Below are 16,181 nucleotides of genomic sequence, written 5' to 3'. Positions count from 1 at the left end.
CAGTCGGCGGATCCGCGATCCGCCGGCCCACGGAATCGACGCCGCGACGCCCGGAGTACGCGTGAACCACCCCCGCTTCGACCACGAACCCCCGGACAGGGAGGCCGACTTCGCGGTCGTACTGGACGCGGTCGGCAAGACCTACCGGACCGCCGGCGGACCGGTCACCGCGCTGCACCCGACCGACATCGGCTTCGCCGTCGGCACCTTCACCGCCGTGATGGGCCCCTCGGGCTCGGGCAAGAGCACCCTGCTGCACTGCGCGGCCGGCCTCGACCGGCCCACCTCCGGATCGGTACGCATCGGCGGCGTCGAGGTGGGCACACTCGACGAGGCCGCCGCGACCGCGCTGCGCCGCGAACGGGTCGGGTTCGTCTTCCAGGCGTACAACCTGATCCCGGCGCTGAACGTGGCCGACAACATCACCCTGCCGCTGCGCCTGGGCGCCGTGCCGATCGATCCCGCGTGGGTACGGGAGGTGGCCGCCCGGGTCGGCCTGACCGGGCGGCTCGACGAGCGGCCCGGCCGGCTGTCCGGCGGGCAACAACAGCGCGTCGCGATCGCCCGGGCGCTGATCACCCGGCCCGACGTGGTCTTCGCCGACGAACCCACCGGGGCGCTCGACCTGCACACCGGCCGCCAAGTACTGGCGCTGCTGCGGGAGATCGTGCACACGCACGGGCAGACCGTGGTGATGGTCACGCACGACGCGGCGGCGGCGACCCACGCGAGTCGGGTGGTCTTCCTGGCCGACGGGCGGGTCACGGGCGAGGCGGTGGCGCCGACCGAGCGGGAGATCGCGGGGCACATGACCCGACTGGGGGAGGGAAGCGCGTGTGGTACCTGATTCGCCGTACGCTGCGCGCCCACACCGGGGGCCTGGTCGCACCGTTCGTGGCACTGCTCGGCGCCTGTTCGCTGATCACCGCGTTCGGGATCGTGTTGGGTTCGGGGCTCGCCGTCGGGGTCGCGCCGCAGCGCTACGCCGGGGCGAGCGTGGTCGTGGGTCCGAAGCACGACATCGCGATCCGCGACACCGACGCCGGTGGCCGGACGCGGACCGAGCCGACCACGGAGGACCCGGGGCTGCCGGCCGCGCTGGTCGAACGGGTCGCCGCCGTGCCCGGGGTGCGGGCGGCGCTCGGCGATCGGTCGTTCCCGGCCTCGGTGGTCGGGCCGGACGGCGTGCCGGCCGCGCGCCGGGACGGGCGCCCGGTGTTCGGGCACGGCTGGTCCTCGGCGGCACTGACGCCGGTGGTGCCGCAGGCCGGGCGGGCGCCGACCGGGGCCGACGAGGTCGTCGTCGACGCCGACTTCGCGCGGCGGGTCCGGGTGCGGCCCGGGGACACGGTACGTGTGGTGACGCCTGGGCGGGACGCGGCGTATCGCGTGGTGGGGATCGCCCGCTCCGCCGCCGGCGCTGCCCGGTCGGCCCCGCGCGAGGCGGCCCTGTACTTCGACGATGCCCGGGCCGACCGACTGGGCGCGGTGCCGGGCCGGGTGCGCGCGATCGGCGTGCTCGCGGAGGACGGCCCGGCCGGGGCCGGGCTGACCGGGCGCCTTCGGCGGGCGCTCGCCGGGACCGGCGCGGTGGTGTACACGGGCGACGACCGGGGGCGGGTGGAGTTCCCCGACGTGCGCCGCGCGCGGGGCGAACTCCGGGAACTCGCGGGCGCGCTCGGTGCCGCCGCCGTCCTGGTCGCGATCATGGTCGTGGCGAGCACCCTCGCGGCGAGTCTGCACGCACGTCGGCGCGAGTTCGCGATGTTGCGGGCGGTGGCGGCCACGCCGCGGCAGATCACTCGGATCGTGGCCGGCGAGACGCTGGTGGTGTCCGCCGTCGCGGGCGCGGTGGGCGCGCCGCTGGGTATTCCGGTGGCGTTCGCGCTCCGGGCGGTGCTGGCCCGGGTCGGGGTGATTCCGGCCGACTTCGCGTTCACCGTGGGCCCGTTGCCGCCGGTGGTGGCGTTTGCCGGCTGTCTGCTCCTGGCGCAGATCGCGGCCTGGTTCGGGAGACGCGAGACCCACCGCCTTCGCCCCGTCGCGGCGCTGACCGCGGCGGCGGACGACGCGGCCCGACTCGGTGCGGGCCGCGGGGTGCTCGGCGGCGGACTGCTGGTCCTGGGCGCGGCGGGCGCGGTGGTGCCGCTGATCCTGGACGGGATCCTGCCGGTGGCGATCGCCGGTACCGGGGGCCTGCTGATGGTGGTCGCGGCCGTGCTGCTGAGCCCGGCGATCGTGCGAATCGCCGCTCGGGTACTGGCCGTTCCGCTGCGCCGTTTCCTGGGCGCGGAAGGGTATCTGGCCGCGGCGAACGCGGTCGCGGGCTCGCGGCGGTTGGCCACGGCGATCGGACCGTTGTTCCTGGCGGTCGGCTTCTCCTGTGTGCAGATGTTCATTCCGGCGACGATGGCGGCCGGGGGCACGCGCGATGTCGAGGTCGGGATCCGGGCCGACTTTGCGATCACCGCCGGTGCCACGGGAGTTCCGGCGGCGGTGGTCGAGCAGGCCGGGCGGGTGCCGGGGGTGCGCACGGTCACCCGGATCGCCGGGACCCGGGTGTACGCGTCGGTGCAACTGCTGGGGGATCCACAGGTGTTCGACTATCCGGCGCTCGGTCTGGACGCGGCAGGGGTGGGGGACACCATCGATCTGGGCGTGCGCTCCGGGGACTTGGCGGGTTTGGGCACCCTGGGTGGGGACACGGTGGCGCTCGGTCGGACCGCGGCCGGGACGTTGCGGGTCGGGGTCGGGGACCGGGTGCCGATTCGGCTGGGGGACGGGTCGGCGATGCGGCCGAGGGTGGTCGCCGTGTACGACCGGGGGCTTGGGTTCGGCGACGTCGTGCTGCCCTACGAGCAGGTGGCGGCACACACCACCGCGGGGGTCACCCAACGCATCCTGATCCGGTCGGCGCCGGGCGCGGACGCGGGGACGGTACGGCGGGCACTGGATCGCATCGCGGCCGGCCGTCCCGATCTGCGCGTGGTCGGCGGGGACCGGTTCACGGCGGCGAGTCGGGCGCGGTTCAGCCTGGCGCTGTTCACCGGGGCGTTGCCGCTCGTGTTGGTTTTCGGCTACCTGGCGATCGCGGTCACCAACACCCTCGTGGACACGATCCACGGCCGGGTGCGGGAGTTCGCGCTGCTGCGGTTGGTCGGGGCGTCCCCGCGGCAGGTGTTGGGCATGGTGGCCGCGGAGACGGCGGTGGTGGTCACGACCGCGATCGTGGTCGGCACGCTCGTACCGCTGCTGCCGCTGGTCACCATCGCGTACGGGCTGACCGGCTCGGCGGTGCCGGCGGTTCCGGTGTCCCTGTACCTGGCCATCGTCGGCACGGCGACCACGATCGGCGTGGCGGCCCTGGTGATCCCGGCGCGGATCACGCTGCGGCATCGGCCGATCGACGCGATCAAGGCACGGGGGTGAGTGCGGTGGGCACCGCATCGACTCGATTCACATCACTTCACTGCGGAAAGGACGTGCATTCCGATGAATGATCGACCCGAATGGCAACCGCCGAAGGAACGCCCGCTCTGGCCGTGGGTGGTTCTGGCCCTCGTGGTGGTGGCGGTCACGGTCAACGTATTGGTGACGGTGTGACGCATCGAACGGGGCCGGCTCGGCGACAACGCCTTCGCGTGTCGGCGTCAGGCGCCGAGCACGTCCAGGGACAGGCGTTTGGCGCGGTCCAACTCGGTGTCGTCGCCGAAGAGTTGGTGGCGGGTGATGGCGGCGCGCAGATAGGCGTCGATGCGGAAGGCGTCGTCGGCGGGGAAGTGGCTGCCGGCGGCGGACAGTTCCGATTCGAGCAGGTGGAGCCACTCGCGGGCGAGGTCGCGGACGGCGTCGGCGACGGGGCCCTGGCGGTGGCCGTATTCGACCGAGGTCGTGGTGATGAAGCACCCGCCGGGGAAGACGCCGTCGCGCACGTAGGCGACCCAGTTGTCGAGCATGGCCCGGAGTCGGGGCCGCCCCGGGGCGGCGGGCCACGAGGGCTCGACGATGTGCCGCAGGTACAGGGCGCGGGCCTCGGCGACGGCGGCGATCTGGATCGCTTCCCGGTTGGCGAACACCGTGAGAATCCCGCTCTTGCTGTGTCCGGTCCGGGCGGCGAGCGTGCCGACGGTGATGGCGTCCAGCCCGTGCACGGTCGCCGACATGGCGGCCTGCCGGGCGACTTCGTGCCGGGTCCGGTCGCCTCGGGCGCGGCGGCCGTCGGTGCGCGGCGCGGGGGAATTCGCGGCGGAGTCACGGGTGTCCGGGGCCATGCGCCGATTGTATGCGATCGATCGGTCGTGTAGCGTGGGCCGATCATTACGACCGATCGATCGCATAGTGGGGGTGTGGATCATGGGTGTCGACGGCGGCGCCGGGCTGGACGGCTTCGCGAAACGTGTGCTCTCGCTGTCCGGGGACGAGAAGACCGTCCACGTGGCCGGGAGCGGGCCCGCGGTGGTCGTGATGCCCGAGATGCCGGGTATCAGTCCCGACGTGGTGCGCTTCGCCGGGTGGGTACGCGATGCGGGATTCACCGTCTACCTGCCGTCGCTCTTCGGTGTCGACGGGGCGTATCCCACCGTCGAGCTCGCCGAGCCGATCCTCCGACGGGCGTGCGTCAGCAGGGAGTTCAGGGCGTTCGCGGGCGGTGGCACGAGCCCGGTGGCGGTGTGGCTGCGCGCGCTGGCCAAGGCCGCGCACGACGAGTGCGGCGGGCCGGGCGTCGGCGCGGTGGGGATGTGCTTCACCGGCAACTTCGCGCTGAGCATGACACTGGAACCGGCCGTCATCGCCCCGGTCCTCGGCCAACCTTCACTACCACTGGACGATCCGGCCGCCTTGGAGTTGTCGCCCGAGGACGCGGCCGCCATCCGCGAGCGCTTCGAGCGTGACGAACTCACCGCACTCGGCCTGCGCTTCGACAACGACAAGTGGTGTACCGGCCAACGCTTCGCCGCCTACGCACAACTCCTCGGCGACCGCTTCGACGGCCGCGTCCTCCCCGGCGAGTACGCCAACCCCGAACCACCGCCGTTCTTCCGCGACATGATCCGGACCCCGCACAGCGTGGTCACCGCGCACCTCGTCGACGAGGAAGGCCATCCCACCGTGCGAGCCCGCGACGAAGTCCTCGCATTCCTCCGCGCCCGCCTGCTTCCCGACCACGCCACGGCCTGACGGAACCCGCGTCGCCGACCGGGATCGGGCCGTCGAGGACGTCGACGACGAACCGGGACGAGGGGCACGGCCCCAAGGTCGTCGACGCGAGTCGGCCGTCGGTTGGTGCGCCGGTCGTCAACGGTGCCCCGCCCGCATGCGGGTCGGCGATTCGTCCCGGTTCCGGCGGGTTGCGCCGGGTGGTTCGGTCCCCGGTGATCTTTCCTTGGACAGTGATTGTCGGGTACGACATCGTGGGACCGTATCGTTTTGCCGCACCGAGGTGACACCCACGTGACGAACCACCACCGCCGAAGCCTTGCCCGTGTGGTCGAGGATTTCGGCCGCACCTTCCTCGATCTGGTCCACGGCGACGCGGACACCGTGGAGGAGATCGGCGGGGTGGTCATTCACGACCCGTACGACGAACCGGCCTACCCTCGGCACGCCGTGGTGCTGGGACCGGCCGTGCACGGACCCGTCGAGATCGCCCGGCTCCTGGACACGCTCGGGGCGCACGGCGTCACCGCCCTGATCGTGCGCGGACCCGTCGAGCCTGACGAGGAGGTCGCGCGCGTCGCCGCCGAGACGGGCATCGCCGTGCTGGCGCTGACCCGGGGCGCGTCCTGGGCCCAGCTCGCGGCCATGCTCCGCACGTTGCTCACCGAAGGCGACTTCGGCGACGCCGGCGGGCAGACCCTGGGCGGGGTGCCCTCGGGGGACCTGTTCGCGCTGGCCAACGCCGTGGCCACGCTGCTGGACGCCCCGATAACCATCGAGGACCGCCGCTCGCACATCCTCGCCTTCTCCGGCCGACAGGACGAGGCCGACCCGTCACGCGTGGAGACCATCCTCGCCCGCCGCGTCCCGGAGAAGTACCTGCGCGTCTTCGAGAGCCGGGGCGTGTTCAAGGAGCTGTACCGCACCGGTGAGCCGCTGCTCATCGCCCCGGCGGTCGACGACCCGAACGAGCCCGCGCTCTGGCGCACGGCGGTCGTGGTCCGGGCGGGCGACGAGATCCTCGGCTCGGTGTGGGCCGCGGTCCGCGAACCGCTCAGCCCGGAGCGCACCGCCGCGTTCCGGGACGCCGCCCAGCTCGTGGCCCTGCACCTACTGCGCCACCGGGCCGGCACCGACGCCGAGCACCGGCTGCGGGCCGACCTGGTTACCACGGTCCTGGAGGGCGGTGCCGGCGCGACCGACGCACTGGCCCGCCTGGGGCTGGTGCACGAGCCGACGGTGGTGCTCGCTCTGGGCGTGGTCCCGGACGGGCCCGAGGACGACACCCGACTCACCGCCGAACGGCAACGACTCACCTCGGCCTTCGCGGTACACCTCCACGCCGTGCAACCCCGCTCGGCCGTCGCGCTCCTGGGCGACGTCGCCTACGCCGTGCTGCCCGCGCCGGGCGATCCGAGCGCCGCGCGCGAGCGGGCCGTACAGATCGCCGACAACTTCCTGGAACGCACCGGCGATCGGGTCAAGGCGCTGGTCGGCGTCGGATCGATCGCGGAGGAGCCCACCGCGCTGCGCCGCTCGCGTAGAAACGCCGACCGTGCGCTGCGGGTGTTGTCAAGCGGTGAGGTGAAGCTGCGGGTCGCCTCGATCGCCGACGTGCACATCGACGCGCTGCTCCTGGAGATGCGCGACCTCGCCGCCGTCAACGGTGACGAACTGGTGGGCCCGCTGGCCCGATTGGTCGCCTACGACGCCAAGCACCAGTCGAACCTGGTCGAGACGCTGCGGGCGTGGTTGGACGCCTTCGGCGACGTGGCCTCCGCGTCGGCGAGCATGTTCGTGCACCCGAACACGTTCCGCTATCGCATGCGTCGCATGGCCAAGGTGGGCCGGGTCGACCTCCAGGACCCGGCGGCGCGGTTCGCGATGACGCTGCAACTGCGCTTGATGGGACCGCAGCCGGCCGGATCGCTCGGGGCCGACGTGGCGCGCTCCACGGGGGCGCGGTAACGAGTCGGCGGGGTCATCGGGCTCCGGTGAGGATGCGCCTCAGCACCTCGCGGAGTTCGGGGCCCGCGGGCGGGGCGGCGGCGCGCCAGGCGATGTGGCCGTCGGGGCGGATCAGGGCGGCGCCGCTCGCGGGCAGGGCGTACAACCGCCGGAAGGAGCCCGGGCGTTCCTCGCGCAGTCGGACGCCGTCGAGCGGGTGGACGGTGACGGGGATCCCGGCCGCCGCGGCGGCGTCGGCCTGTCGGTGCCAGGCGGGGGTGTCGGCGGCGGTGATCAGGGTGAAGTCCGGGCCGACGAGGTCGAGGGTGGAGGCGACTTCGGGCGAACCGGCGAGGCGGATGTGCGGGGCACGGTGTCCGGGGGCGCCGCTCGGGTGGTAGCCGGTGACGTCCAGGGGCGGCGGGACCGGGGTGTCGGGGTCGGGGGCGACGGCGGTGGAGCGGTAGGCGGCGGTGAGGAGGAGTTCGTCGTCGATGCGATAGCCGGTCCGGGAGCGGGCGTTGCCGTCGGATACGTCGATGACGTGGCGGGCGACCGGGCGGCGCTCCGCGTCGTAGCTGTCCAGGAGGGTCGGGTCGGCGCGGCCGGCCACGACGGCGGCGAGTTTCCAGGCGAGGTTGTCCGCGTCGCCGATCCCGGTGTTCATCCCGTGTCCGCCGGTGGGCGGGACCACGTGGGCCGCGTCGCCGGCCAGGAGCACGCGCCCGCCGCGGTAGCCGGCCGCCAGTCGGGCGTCCATCCGCCAGCACATGGTGTCGCGGATGGTCACGTCGAGGTCGGGGATGCCGGCGGCGGTGCGGACGAGGGCCGCGAGCCGGTGCGGGTCGTCGAGGTCTTCGCCCGCGCGCGGGTGCTCGGGATCGAAGGGGTACTGGTAGATCCAGTTGCGGTCGTTGTCCACGGCCATGAAGCCGCCGAGTGCGGGCGGGGTCAGGAAGTAGGCGGCACTGGCCCGGTCGGCCACGACGGCGCCGAGCGGCGCCTCGAAGCGGACGCTGAGGTAGTGGGCGAGGCCGGTGGGACCCTCCATGGCGATGCCCGCGCGGGGCCGGACCGTGCCGGCGGCCCCGTCGCAACCGACGAGCCACGCGGCGCGCACGGTATGCCGACGGCCGGTGTCGCGGTCTTCGAGGACGACATCGAGGCCGGCGCCGGCCCCGGTTTCGGGTGTGCGTGCGACTCCTGCCTCGGCTTCCGCCTCGGTGAAGGACAGCAGTCTCATGCCGAAGCGAACGCGGTCGGGTGCCGATTCACGCGCCCGGCGCAGCAGCACCGGTTCCAGCGCGTCCTGGGAGCAGATCACCCCGGGTGAGGGGGTGTGCTCATCCCCGGCGGACGTGTCGTGGGCGACGCCGGTGCGGACGAAGTCCGGATCGACCAGGTCCCGGCCCCGGTAGAAGAAGACCTGCGAAGCCGGGAGACCCGCGTCGCGCACCGCGTCCTCGAGCCCGCAGCGCCGCAGGATCTCCATCGAACGGGCCGCGACGCCACGGGCCTTGGGGTGGCGGGAGGGACCCGGGCGGGCTTCGACCAGCAGGTGGTCCACGCCGTACCGGGACAGCAGGATCGACAGGGTCAGGCCGATCGGCCCGCCGCCCACGATGAGCACGGGAGTCGTCGGTGGTGGTGCGTGCATGGCTCTCCTCGGGGGCGGATCGCGAGCGGTGGAGTGGACGATCATCGAAATCGTAACGCTCGGCAGATTGTTTAGACGTTACCATCGTCTGGTCGCGGGGAAGAACCCCGCGACGGAGCCGGTCGGAAAGGACGAAGCGCATGCCCGAGGACCTCGGTGCGGACAACCCCCGCGGCCTCTACTTCATCGCCGACCTGGCGAACGCCGTCCAGGACGACCCCGGGGTCGGCGCGCCGGCCCTCCGGGCCCTCCTGGCGCACCACGGCGGCCCGTCGTTCACGCTCGCCGAGGACGACGCCCGGCAACTGCGCGAGGCCGCCGCCCGGCTGATCCGCATCCTGGAGACCGACGACGAGGACCGGGCGGCCGAGGCGATCAACGCCCTCCTGGACGAACACCCCGCGCAGCCCTACCTGGTCCGTCTCCCCGGGCGCCCCTGGTCGATGCACGCGAAGGCGCCCCGGGGCGCCGACCCCGCCCACTGGCTCCTGGCCACCTGTGCCCTGGCCCTCGGACTGTGGCTCGGCGAGCGCGGCCGCTGCGCCTGGGGGCGGTGCGCCGCGCCCGACTGCGACCACTTCTTCATCGACACCGGTCGCCGAACCCCACAGCGCTACTGCACCCCCCGCTGCGCCACCCGGGTCCGGGTGGCCGCGCACCGGGGTCGGCGGGCGATTGACTAACCGGAACTGTGTTCCGTATATTAAACGGAACAACGCTCCGCTTCTCTTCAGGGGATTTGCCATGAGTACATCGACCCGAATCGGCGACCTCCTCGGCCCGCCCACCCCCGTGTTGTCCGTCCGACCGGTGGTGATTCCCGCGCCCGGTCGCGCCGTGGACCTCCAGGTGCGCGTCACCGCGCCCGTGACCGGGAGCGAGTTGCCGATCCTCCTGCTCTCGCACGGGCAGGGGCACTCGAACCACCTCTCCTCGCTGGACGGTTACGCGCCCCTCGTGGACTTCTGGGCGAGCCACGGCTTCGTGGTCGTCCAGCCCACCCACCTGAGTTCGACGACGCTGAAGCTCGCCCCCGACACCCCCGGGGCGCCGATGTACTGGCGATCGCGCGTCGAGGACATGACCGCCGTCCTCGACGCGCTCGACGTGATCGAGGCCGCCGTGCCACAACTCCTCGGGCGCCTGGACCCGAGCCGGGTCGCCGTCGCCGGACACTCGATGGGCGGCCACACCGCGAGCCTGCTGCTGGGCGCCCGGCTCACCGACCCGGACGACGGGAGCGAGGTGCGTATGGCCGACCCGCGGATCAAGGCGGGCGTACTGTTCGCCGCGCCCGGCCGAGGCGGCGACGCCCTCACGGCGCCCATGGCCGAGCACTTCCCCTTCCTCGCCACCCCGGACTTCTCCCGGATGACCACGCCCACCCTCGTGGTCGCCGGCGACAAGGACGCCTCCGCCCATCTGACGGTCGCCGGCCCGCAGTGGCACACCGACCCGTACTTCCTCGCTCCCGGCCCCAAGTCCCTGCTCACCCTGTTCGACGCCGAACACGGACTCGGCGGGATCTCCGGCTACGACGTCGCCGAAACCACGGACGAGAACCCCGAGCGGGTGACCGCGATCCAACACCTCACCGGGGCCTACCTGCGCGCCCGACTCCACCCCGACGACCCCGCATGGCAATCGGCCTGGCAATCCGCGTGCCACGCACTGACGTCCGACCCGCACCCCATGGGTCGTGTCGAATCCAAGTAGACATGTGCCGACGGTCCCCGGGAACTCGCTTCCCGGGGACCGTCGTCGCGTGATGTGGGGTCAGCAGGGCACGGGCAGGTCGAGGGTCACCGGGCGGGCGGGCCACTGGTAGGACTCCACCTCGAAGCTGCCGTGGATGATCGAGCCGCACTTGATCGCGCCGCCGACGCCGTAGACCTTGATCGTGGTGAAGTTGAAGACGTCGTTGCGGCTGACCGCGCCGAGGGACACGCCGGACACGTTGCCGGTCAGGCGCAGCGTCACCGGGAGCGGCTGGGGGTACGGGCCGCCCGGGGACGGGGGACCGGCGAGCCCGACCTGGCCGAAGAGCTGGACGTTCTCGCCGGTGACCTCCGCGCACACCTTGGTCGACAGGCCCGACTGCAGGCCGTAGGTACCGCAGGTGACCGACGTCGGCGTGGTCGGCTGCGTGTCGTCGGCGGACGCGACCGGCGCCGTGGCGAGGATGCTCAGACCGGCCACGCCTATCGCCGCCGCGGTGGTGATGACCTTCTTCATGGGAATACCTCCGTTTTATGACGCCCGGGACGGACGTACATCGCTGATGAGGTGTGACATTTCACATCTCACATGACATATACTCGCACAACCCTGAGCCACCGAGCGACATCGAGCAGTGACCGGGGACGTGATGTGCGTTACATCTGGTTGCTTGGCGATGACTTTCCGTCATGTGGCGGGCCGTATGGCCGAAAAATGGCCCCCGATCCCCGGGAAGGGTGGCGCGCCCGCGGAGCCGTCAACGAACTCGGTCCAGTGGTGTGAACTAAGTTCTACATAACGAACTTAGTTCTCATCAGGCTAGGATGTGCCCATGCCCTCCGACCAGCCGAGGCGGGACCGCGCCGCCCGCCACGCACCGCAGCCCGCTGGCCCCGCGCCGAGGCCCCCGCGCCGGGAGCCGATCACCCTCGAACGCATCACCGACGCCGCGTTGCACGTGGTCGCCACCGAGGGGTACGACTCGCTCACCGTGCGCAGGATCACCCACGTGCTCGGCACCGGGCCGTCCTCGCTGTACGCGCACATCGTCAACAAGGACGACATCGACGACCTGATCATCGGCCGCCTCTGCTCCCGGATCGTGCTGCCGGAGCCCGACCCGGCGACCTGGCGGGCCCAGACCCGCGACGTGTGCGGGCAGCTGCGCGACCAGTTCCTGATGTACCCGGGCATCTCGCGCGCCGCGCTCGCCATGGTCCCGACCAACCTGGAGACGTTGCGGGTGAACGAGGGGCTGCTCGCGATCCTGCTCGCGGGGGGCGTCGCACCGCGGACGGCCGCGTGGGCGATCGACAACCTCTCCCTCTACGTCTGCGCCTACGCGCTGGAGCGCTCGCTGCTCGGGCAGCGCCGGAAGCACCCGGACTTCGCGTGGGTGCTCAGTCGGGACGAACTGGTCGGCCGGTTCGAGGCACTTCCGGCCGACCGGTTTCCGCGGATCAGGCGGCATGCGGCCGAACTGACCTCGGGGGAGGGGCACGACCGGTTCGACTTCGCCCTCGGCTTGATCATCGACAACCTCGTCCCGGACGGTCCCGGACCGGCGGCCCCGACGGCCTCGTAGTCGGGTCCGGCCCGGCGGGTTCAGCGGCCGGTGGTGCCGTCGACGAGTTCGCGGAGGATGTCCGCGTGGCCGGCGTGGCGACCGGTTTCCTCGATCATGTGGGTGAGCGCCCAGCGCACGCTCGGCGCCGAGCCGGGGCGTCCCGGCCGGGGGAGCGGGGCGCCGAGGTCGGTGCAGGTGTCGAGGATCGTGTTCGCGCGGTCGACGGTCTCCCGGTAGCGGGCGACGACGTCGGCCACACCGTCCGCGGCGGCGGGGCGGAATGTCGCCTGCCAGTCGGTGACCTTCTCACCGAGGAACATCGCGCCCTCGACGGCGGTCAGATGGGTGAGCAGGCCGAGCAGGTTCGTACCCGAGGGCACCGCCGCGGTGCGCACCGCGGGTTCCGGGGCTCCGTCGACCTTCGCGGCGATCGAGGTGCGCAGGTAGTCGAGGAATCCGCGCAGGACGTCGACTTCGGTGTTCGCGGTGCGGGGCGGCGGGGTGTCGCGGCGGCGGGTGGGCACGGGGTTCTCCTGGTGCGTGGTGGGGGCTCGTGGTGCGGAGGGCTTGGTTCGGCCGGAGCGGTGTCACGCGGTGCGGCGGACGAGCAGAACGTGGTCGATCACCTCGGCGGTGCGGCCGTCGGGGCCGACCGCGATCCGATGCGGCATGTCCGCGCGTTCGACCCGCCACCGGGTGGGGGACAGGCGCAGCGGCGCCACGACCTCCCGGGGCGTCGGATACCGCACGTCCGGGTCCTGGTTCCACGACCACGGCGCCGTCGAACCGTGGTCGACGACCAGCAGTCGTCCGCCCGGGCGCAGCAGGTCGGCGGCGGAGCGCAGGACGGCGGTGCGGTCCTGGGCGTACGGGGTGTGGAAGTAGTGCGCGTTGACCAGGTCGAAGCGCAGGTCGGGCAGCGCGGCGCGGATGTCCTGCGGCGTGGCGGTGATGCGATCGCCCAGGCCGCGGGCGCGGGCCAACCGGGCGAGCCGGGAGGTGGCCACGGCCGAGACGTCCAGGGCGGTGACCCGCCAGCCGCGGTCCGCGAGCCACAGCGCGTCGCCGCCGCCACCGCAGCCGAGGTCCAGCGCGTCGCCCGGGGGCAGTGCGGTGACCGTCTCGACGAGGCGGGTGTTCGGCCGAGGGTCGGTGGGCGCGGGGCGCCCGGCGTAGACGGAGTCCCAGTAGCGGGCGGCGTCGTCCCCGGAGGGGTGCGCGTCGGTGGGGTGCGGTGTCGCGTCGTTCGGGTGCGGTGCGGCGTCGGAGTGTTCCATGGGGTTCCTTCCCCTCGGTGTCGGTGCGGCCAGTTTCGGCCGACGTACCACCGGGTGGCGCTTTTCCTTGCCGTTTCGGCAAGCTGGCCCCATGGACTCTGCACTGGAAGACGTGCTCGACGCGGTGGGACCGCGGCTGCGGGCGCTGCGGCAGGCGCGTGGCATCACCCTCGCCGATCTCTCCGCGACCACCGGGGTGTCCGAAAGCACCCTGTCCCGGCTGGAGAGCGGTCGGCGCCGGGCGACCCTCGAACTGCTGCTGCTCCTGTCGGACGCCTACGACGTCCCGCTGGACGATCTGGTGGGCGCCCCGCGCGCCGGCGATCCGCGGATCCATCTGAAGCCGATCCGGCGGTTCGGGATGACGTTCGTGCCGCTGTCCCGACGGCCGGGTGGCACACAGGCGTTCAAGATGATCATTCCGGCGCGGTCGGAACCGCTCGAACCGACGCTGCAGACCCACGAGGGGTTCGAGTGGCTGTACGTGCTCGGCGGCACGTTGCGTCTGGTGGTCGGCGAGCGGGACGTCTCGGTGCAGGCGGACAACGCCGTCGAGTTCGACACCTCGCTCCCCCACTGGCTGGGCAGCGCGGACGGCGGGGCGGTGGAGCTTCTGGTCCTGTTCGACCTGCAGGGCACGCGGGCGCACGTACACGGCGGCCGGGGCGCGCCTCGGGCACGGAGGTAGGTCGGAGCGTCAGTGCCTGCGGTGGCCGTTGTGGCGTCTGGCCAGCCATCGGGTGGTCAGCACGACCAGCAGGATGACGACGGCGATCAGCACGATCGCCGCGATGCGCAGGCGCAGCACCGATTCCGTCGACATTCCGCCCTCCTTCGGTGTGCGTGCGTACGACGGTCGTGTGCGGACTCGGCTACTTGCCGGGTCGCCGGGACCTGCTCCTGCTGCGCTTCCAGAGCAGGAGGGCGACTCCGGCCGCCGCGCCGAGCACGGGTGCGCCTCGCTTGGCGCGACGCCCGGAGGTGGCGCCGTGATCGGCCGCGCGGTCCTTGACGGCGTCTGGGGTCGGGGTCACGATGCGGGCCTTGGTTCCGGCGCGGGGTTCGTGGCGGGTGCCCATGGTTGTCGTCTCGCTTCCTGCGGTTCGGGCGTGACTGCCTGTATGTCCTGTGCGTCTTCCTGTCGGGCGGCTACCCGGGTCGTGGTCGATGACACGTCCGTGTGGGTGCGCGCGTTGGTGTGCGCGTTCACTCGGGTGGTGGAGTCGCGGTGGTGATGTGGTCGGCCAGGTCCTTGTCCAGGTCGACGCGAACCAGTGCGGCGGCGAGTCGGGCCAGGTCGTCGGCGGCCACCAGGGCGGCGAGGGCCTTCGCGGTGGTGGGCAGGTCGAGCCGGGCGGCGCCGTGCAGGGCCCGATCGTCCAGGGTCGGGCGCAGGAACGGCCAGACGGCCTGCGCCTCCCGGCAGAACATCCCCGCGCCGGTCGGCCCGATGCCGGGGAATTCGCAGAGCAGTTCCCGGATCCGTTCGGGCCGTTCGTCGGCGTCGCGGGCGAGCCGGCGCAGGTCTCCGCCGTAGCGACGGTGGATCAGGTCGGCGCAGTCCCCCAGCCGGGTCGCGGTGCCCTCGTCGTAGCGGACGTAGTGGGCGCGGCCGAGCGCGTCGACGCGTTGTTGCCAGGTGAGTTCGGCCAGGCCGGTGGGTGTGCCGCCGCCGGCCGCGAAGAGTTCTCGGGCGGCGGCGACGGCGATCGAGGCCTTGATCCGGGTGGCGCCGAGATTGCTCAGGACCAGCAGTCGCCACAGCGGCGCCGGCTTGTCCGCGAGCCGCACGTCGGCTTCCTCGGCGTAGGTCGTGCCGGCTTCGGCGAGCAGGGTCCGCACGGTGGCACGGTGTCGCGCATGGGCCTTCGGCTTGTCGGTCACGGGTGCCCTCCGGGCGAGGATGCGGTCGGTCTCTCCTGGCGGGAGCGGGTACCCGGATGGCCCCATCACAACCTTGTGCGCCGGGGGCCCGCGAGTGCTGCCTTCCGGTGCGGTCGGCCGCATGGGTGACGGCGCCGTCGGAAGCGGTGCGGGGATGGGGTGCGAGGTGACGTGTTGTACGAACGGGCGCTGATGGTAGGCGAGTTCATCGCTTCCAATGGTCTTTCGGTCGGATGTGCCGGCGACCCGTGCATTGATCGGCCGAACCGGGGCAGCCGGACGGACACCGTTCGATGTCCGGGGGTCGCCCCCACGGATCCGGGCGTGGCCTTCGTGCGATTGCGCGGAGGAGCCCGGGGTAACGGCGTGGAGTCGAGCGAGCGAGATGAGGAACGATGTCGGAATTCCTGAGTGACGTGGAGACCCTGCGGGCCAAGGCTCGGCAGCAGATGGACAAGGGCCCGGTGACCGCCGCGTACGGGGCGGACCTGGAGCGGGTGGTGGAGGTGCTCAATACCGCCCTGGCCACCGAGATCGTGTGCGTGCTGCGCTATCGCCAACACCACTTCGCGGCGAAGGGTGTGCACGGGGAGACGGTCGCGGAGGAGTTCCTGGTCCACTCGAACGAGGAGCAGGAGCACGCGGACAAGCTCGCCGCGCGGATCACGCAGCTGGGTGGTGTACCGGACTTCGACCCGTCCACGGCCGTCGGGCGCGCCCATTCGCAGTACACGACGTCGTCGGATCTGACCGAGATGATTCGGGAGAACCTGGTCGCCGAGCGCATCGCGATCCAGGCGTACACGGAGATCATCGGCTGGCTCGGCGACGGGGATCCGACCACGCGGCGGGTGATCGAGGACATTCTCTCGGTCGAGGAGGAGCACGCCGACGACATGCTGGGGTTCCTGGAGAAGAGTTCCTGAGCGTACGCCGGGAACGCGCGGGACCGGGGCGGCGGTTGCGCCCCGGT

General features: G+C 72.4%; 17 protein-coding genes. 9 read left to right on the top strand and 8 right to left on the bottom strand.

All coding sequences use genetic code 11. The features are described from left to right. Positions 1-61: 61 nt before the first annotated feature. Positions 62-847, top strand: a complete 786-nt coding sequence (locus ACFRCG_RS42885) for an ABC transporter ATP-binding protein (protein ID WP_380041906.1) — start codon at positions 62-64, stop codon at positions 845-847. Continuing rightward, positions 835-3,429 (top strand): ABC transporter permease, encoded by a 2,595-nt coding sequence (locus tag ACFRCG_RS42880; protein WP_380041903.1) that lies wholly within the window; start codon positions 835-837, stop codon positions 3,427-3,429. The genes ACFRCG_RS42885 and ACFRCG_RS42880 overlap by 13 nt, the downstream gene beginning before the upstream one ends. A gap of 221 nt (positions 3,430-3,650) precedes the next feature. Here ACFRCG_RS42880 and ACFRCG_RS42875 read toward each other — a convergent pair whose 3' ends face one another. After that, on the bottom strand, positions 3,651-4,271 hold the full coding sequence (locus ACFRCG_RS42875; protein ID WP_380041900.1) for a TetR/AcrR family transcriptional regulator: 621 nt from the start codon (positions 4,269-4,271) through the stop codon (positions 3,651-3,653). A gap of 82 nt (positions 4,272-4,353) precedes the next feature. On the opposite strand from ACFRCG_RS42875, the gene ACFRCG_RS42870 reads away from it, so the two are divergent. Both ACFRCG_RS42870 and ACFRCG_RS42865 read left to right on the top strand, forming a co-directional pair. After that, positions 4,354-5,178 (top strand): dienelactone hydrolase family protein, encoded by an 825-nt coding sequence (locus ACFRCG_RS42870; RefSeq protein ID WP_380041898.1) that lies wholly within the window; start codon positions 4,354-4,356, stop codon positions 5,176-5,178. A 273-nt stretch (positions 5,179-5,451) separates the two neighbouring features. Then, on the top strand, positions 5,452-7,125 hold the full coding sequence (locus ACFRCG_RS42865) for a PucR family transcriptional regulator (protein WP_380041895.1): 1,674 nt from the start codon (positions 5,452-5,454) through the stop codon (positions 7,123-7,125). 13 nt (positions 7,126-7,138) lie between these two features. On the opposite strand, the gene ACFRCG_RS42860 is transcribed toward ACFRCG_RS42865, so the two are convergent. Further along, positions 7,139-8,761, bottom strand: a complete 1,623-nt coding sequence (locus tag ACFRCG_RS42860) for an FAD-dependent monooxygenase (protein WP_380041893.1) — start codon at positions 8,759-8,761, stop codon at positions 7,139-7,141. Positions 8,762-8,901: 140 nt separating this feature from the next. Between ACFRCG_RS42860 and ACFRCG_RS42855 the strand changes: the two genes are divergently transcribed. Then, positions 8,902-9,444 (top strand): CGNR zinc finger domain-containing protein, encoded by a 543-nt coding sequence (locus ACFRCG_RS42855; protein WP_380041890.1) that lies wholly within the window; start codon positions 8,902-8,904, stop codon positions 9,442-9,444. 61 nt (positions 9,445-9,505) lie between these two features. Then, positions 9,506-10,477, top strand: coding sequence for an alpha/beta hydrolase family protein (locus ACFRCG_RS42850; protein ID WP_380041888.1), 972 nt, complete (start codon positions 9,506-9,508; stop codon positions 10,475-10,477). Positions 10,478-10,537: 60 nt separating this feature from the next. Here the strand turns inward: ACFRCG_RS42850 and ACFRCG_RS42845 are convergent, their stop codons facing one another. Continuing rightward, a complete protein-coding gene (locus ACFRCG_RS42845) occupies positions 10,538-10,996 on the bottom strand; it encodes a hypothetical protein (protein ID WP_380041885.1) in 459 nt (152 codons plus the stop codon). Between the two features lie 316 nt (positions 10,997-11,312). Between ACFRCG_RS42845 and ACFRCG_RS42840 the strand changes: the two genes are divergently transcribed. Beyond that, complete coding sequence (locus tag ACFRCG_RS42840; RefSeq protein ID WP_380041882.1) at positions 11,313-12,065, top strand: TetR/AcrR family transcriptional regulator; 753 nt, start codon at positions 11,313-11,315, stop codon at positions 12,063-12,065. A gap of 20 nt (positions 12,066-12,085) precedes the next feature. On the opposite strand, the gene ACFRCG_RS42835 is transcribed toward ACFRCG_RS42840, so the two are convergent. Beyond that, positions 12,086-12,571: a DinB family protein gene (locus ACFRCG_RS42835; protein ID WP_380041879.1), complete on the bottom strand. Its 486-nt coding sequence runs from the start codon at positions 12,569-12,571 to the stop codon at positions 12,086-12,088. A gap of 63 nt (positions 12,572-12,634) precedes the next feature. Next, complete coding sequence (locus tag ACFRCG_RS42830) at positions 12,635-13,324, bottom strand: SAM-dependent methyltransferase (protein ID WP_380041877.1); 690 nt, start codon at positions 13,322-13,324, stop codon at positions 12,635-12,637. A gap of 91 nt (positions 13,325-13,415) precedes the next feature. Here ACFRCG_RS42830 and ACFRCG_RS42825 point away from each other — a divergent pair, with 91 nt between their 5' ends. Then, positions 13,416-14,012: a helix-turn-helix domain-containing protein gene (locus ACFRCG_RS42825; protein WP_380041874.1), complete on the top strand. Its 597-nt coding sequence runs from the start codon at positions 13,416-13,418 to the stop codon at positions 14,010-14,012. 9 nt (positions 14,013-14,021) lie between these two features. Here ACFRCG_RS42825 and ACFRCG_RS42820 read toward each other — a convergent pair whose 3' ends face one another. The 3 genes from ACFRCG_RS42820 to ACFRCG_RS42810 form a co-directional block, all read right to left on the bottom strand. Next, complete coding sequence (locus tag ACFRCG_RS42820) at positions 14,022-14,147, bottom strand: hypothetical protein (RefSeq protein ID WP_380041871.1); 126 nt, start codon at positions 14,145-14,147, stop codon at positions 14,022-14,024. Positions 14,148-14,196: 49 nt separating this feature from the next. Next, complete coding sequence (locus tag ACFRCG_RS42815) at positions 14,197-14,358, bottom strand: hypothetical protein (protein WP_380041869.1); 162 nt, start codon at positions 14,356-14,358, stop codon at positions 14,197-14,199. Positions 14,359-14,530: 172 nt separating this feature from the next. Next, positions 14,531-15,208, bottom strand: a complete 678-nt coding sequence (locus ACFRCG_RS42810) for an endonuclease (protein WP_380041866.1) — start codon at positions 15,206-15,208, stop codon at positions 14,531-14,533. A gap of 395 nt (positions 15,209-15,603) precedes the next feature. Between ACFRCG_RS42810 and ACFRCG_RS42805 the strand changes: the two genes are divergently transcribed. Next, on the top strand, positions 15,604-16,134 hold the full coding sequence (locus ACFRCG_RS42805; protein ID WP_380041863.1) for a bacterioferritin: 531 nt from the start codon (positions 15,604-15,606) through the stop codon (positions 16,132-16,134). Positions 16,135-16,181: the final 47 nt, after the last annotated feature.

The organism is Embleya sp. NPDC056575 (assembly GCF_042793325.1).
GTDB lineage: Bacteria > Actinomycetota > Actinomycetes > Streptomycetales > Streptomycetaceae > Embleya.
The sequence above is the reverse complement of the archived record's forward strand: the minus strand, read 5'-3'. Positions and strand labels throughout refer to the sequence as shown.

Bases quoted from the DNA above. Each gene is read 5' to 3' on its own strand.
- ACFRCG_RS42830 (WP_380041877.1), bottom strand. From the start codon at position 13,324: ATGGAACACTCCGACGCCGCACCGCACCCGAACGACGCGACACCGCAC.
- ACFRCG_RS42805 (WP_380041863.1), top strand. From the start codon at position 15,604: ATGTCGGAATTCCTGAGTGACGTGGAGACCCTGCGGGCCAAGGCTCGG.
- ACFRCG_RS42870 (WP_380041898.1), top strand. From the start codon at position 4,354: ATGGGTGTCGACGGCGGCGCCGGGCTGGACGGCTTCGCGAAACGTGTG.
- ACFRCG_RS42850 (WP_380041888.1), top strand. From the start codon at position 9,506: ATGAGTACATCGACCCGAATCGGCGACCTCCTCGGCCCGCCCACCCCC.
- ACFRCG_RS42845 (WP_380041885.1), bottom strand. From the start codon at position 10,996: ATGAAGAAGGTCATCACCACCGCGGCGGCGATAGGCGTGGCCGGTCTG.
- ACFRCG_RS42820 (WP_380041871.1), bottom strand. From the start codon at position 14,147: ATGTCGACGGAATCGGTGCTGCGCCTGCGCATCGCGGCGATCGTGCTG.
- ACFRCG_RS42825 (WP_380041874.1), top strand. From the start codon at position 13,416: ATGGACTCTGCACTGGAAGACGTGCTCGACGCGGTGGGACCGCGGCTG.
- ACFRCG_RS42875 (WP_380041900.1), bottom strand. From the start codon at position 4,271: ATGGCCCCGGACACCCGTGACTCCGCCGCGAATTCCCCCGCGCCGCGC.
- ACFRCG_RS42860 (WP_380041893.1), bottom strand. From the start codon at position 8,761: ATGCACGCACCACCACCGACGACTCCCGTGCTCATCGTGGGCGGCGGG.
- ACFRCG_RS42855 (WP_380041890.1), top strand. From the start codon at position 8,902: ATGCCCGAGGACCTCGGTGCGGACAACCCCCGCGGCCTCTACTTCATC.
- ACFRCG_RS42840 (WP_380041882.1), top strand. From the start codon at position 11,313: ATGCCCTCCGACCAGCCGAGGCGGGACCGCGCCGCCCGCCACGCACCG.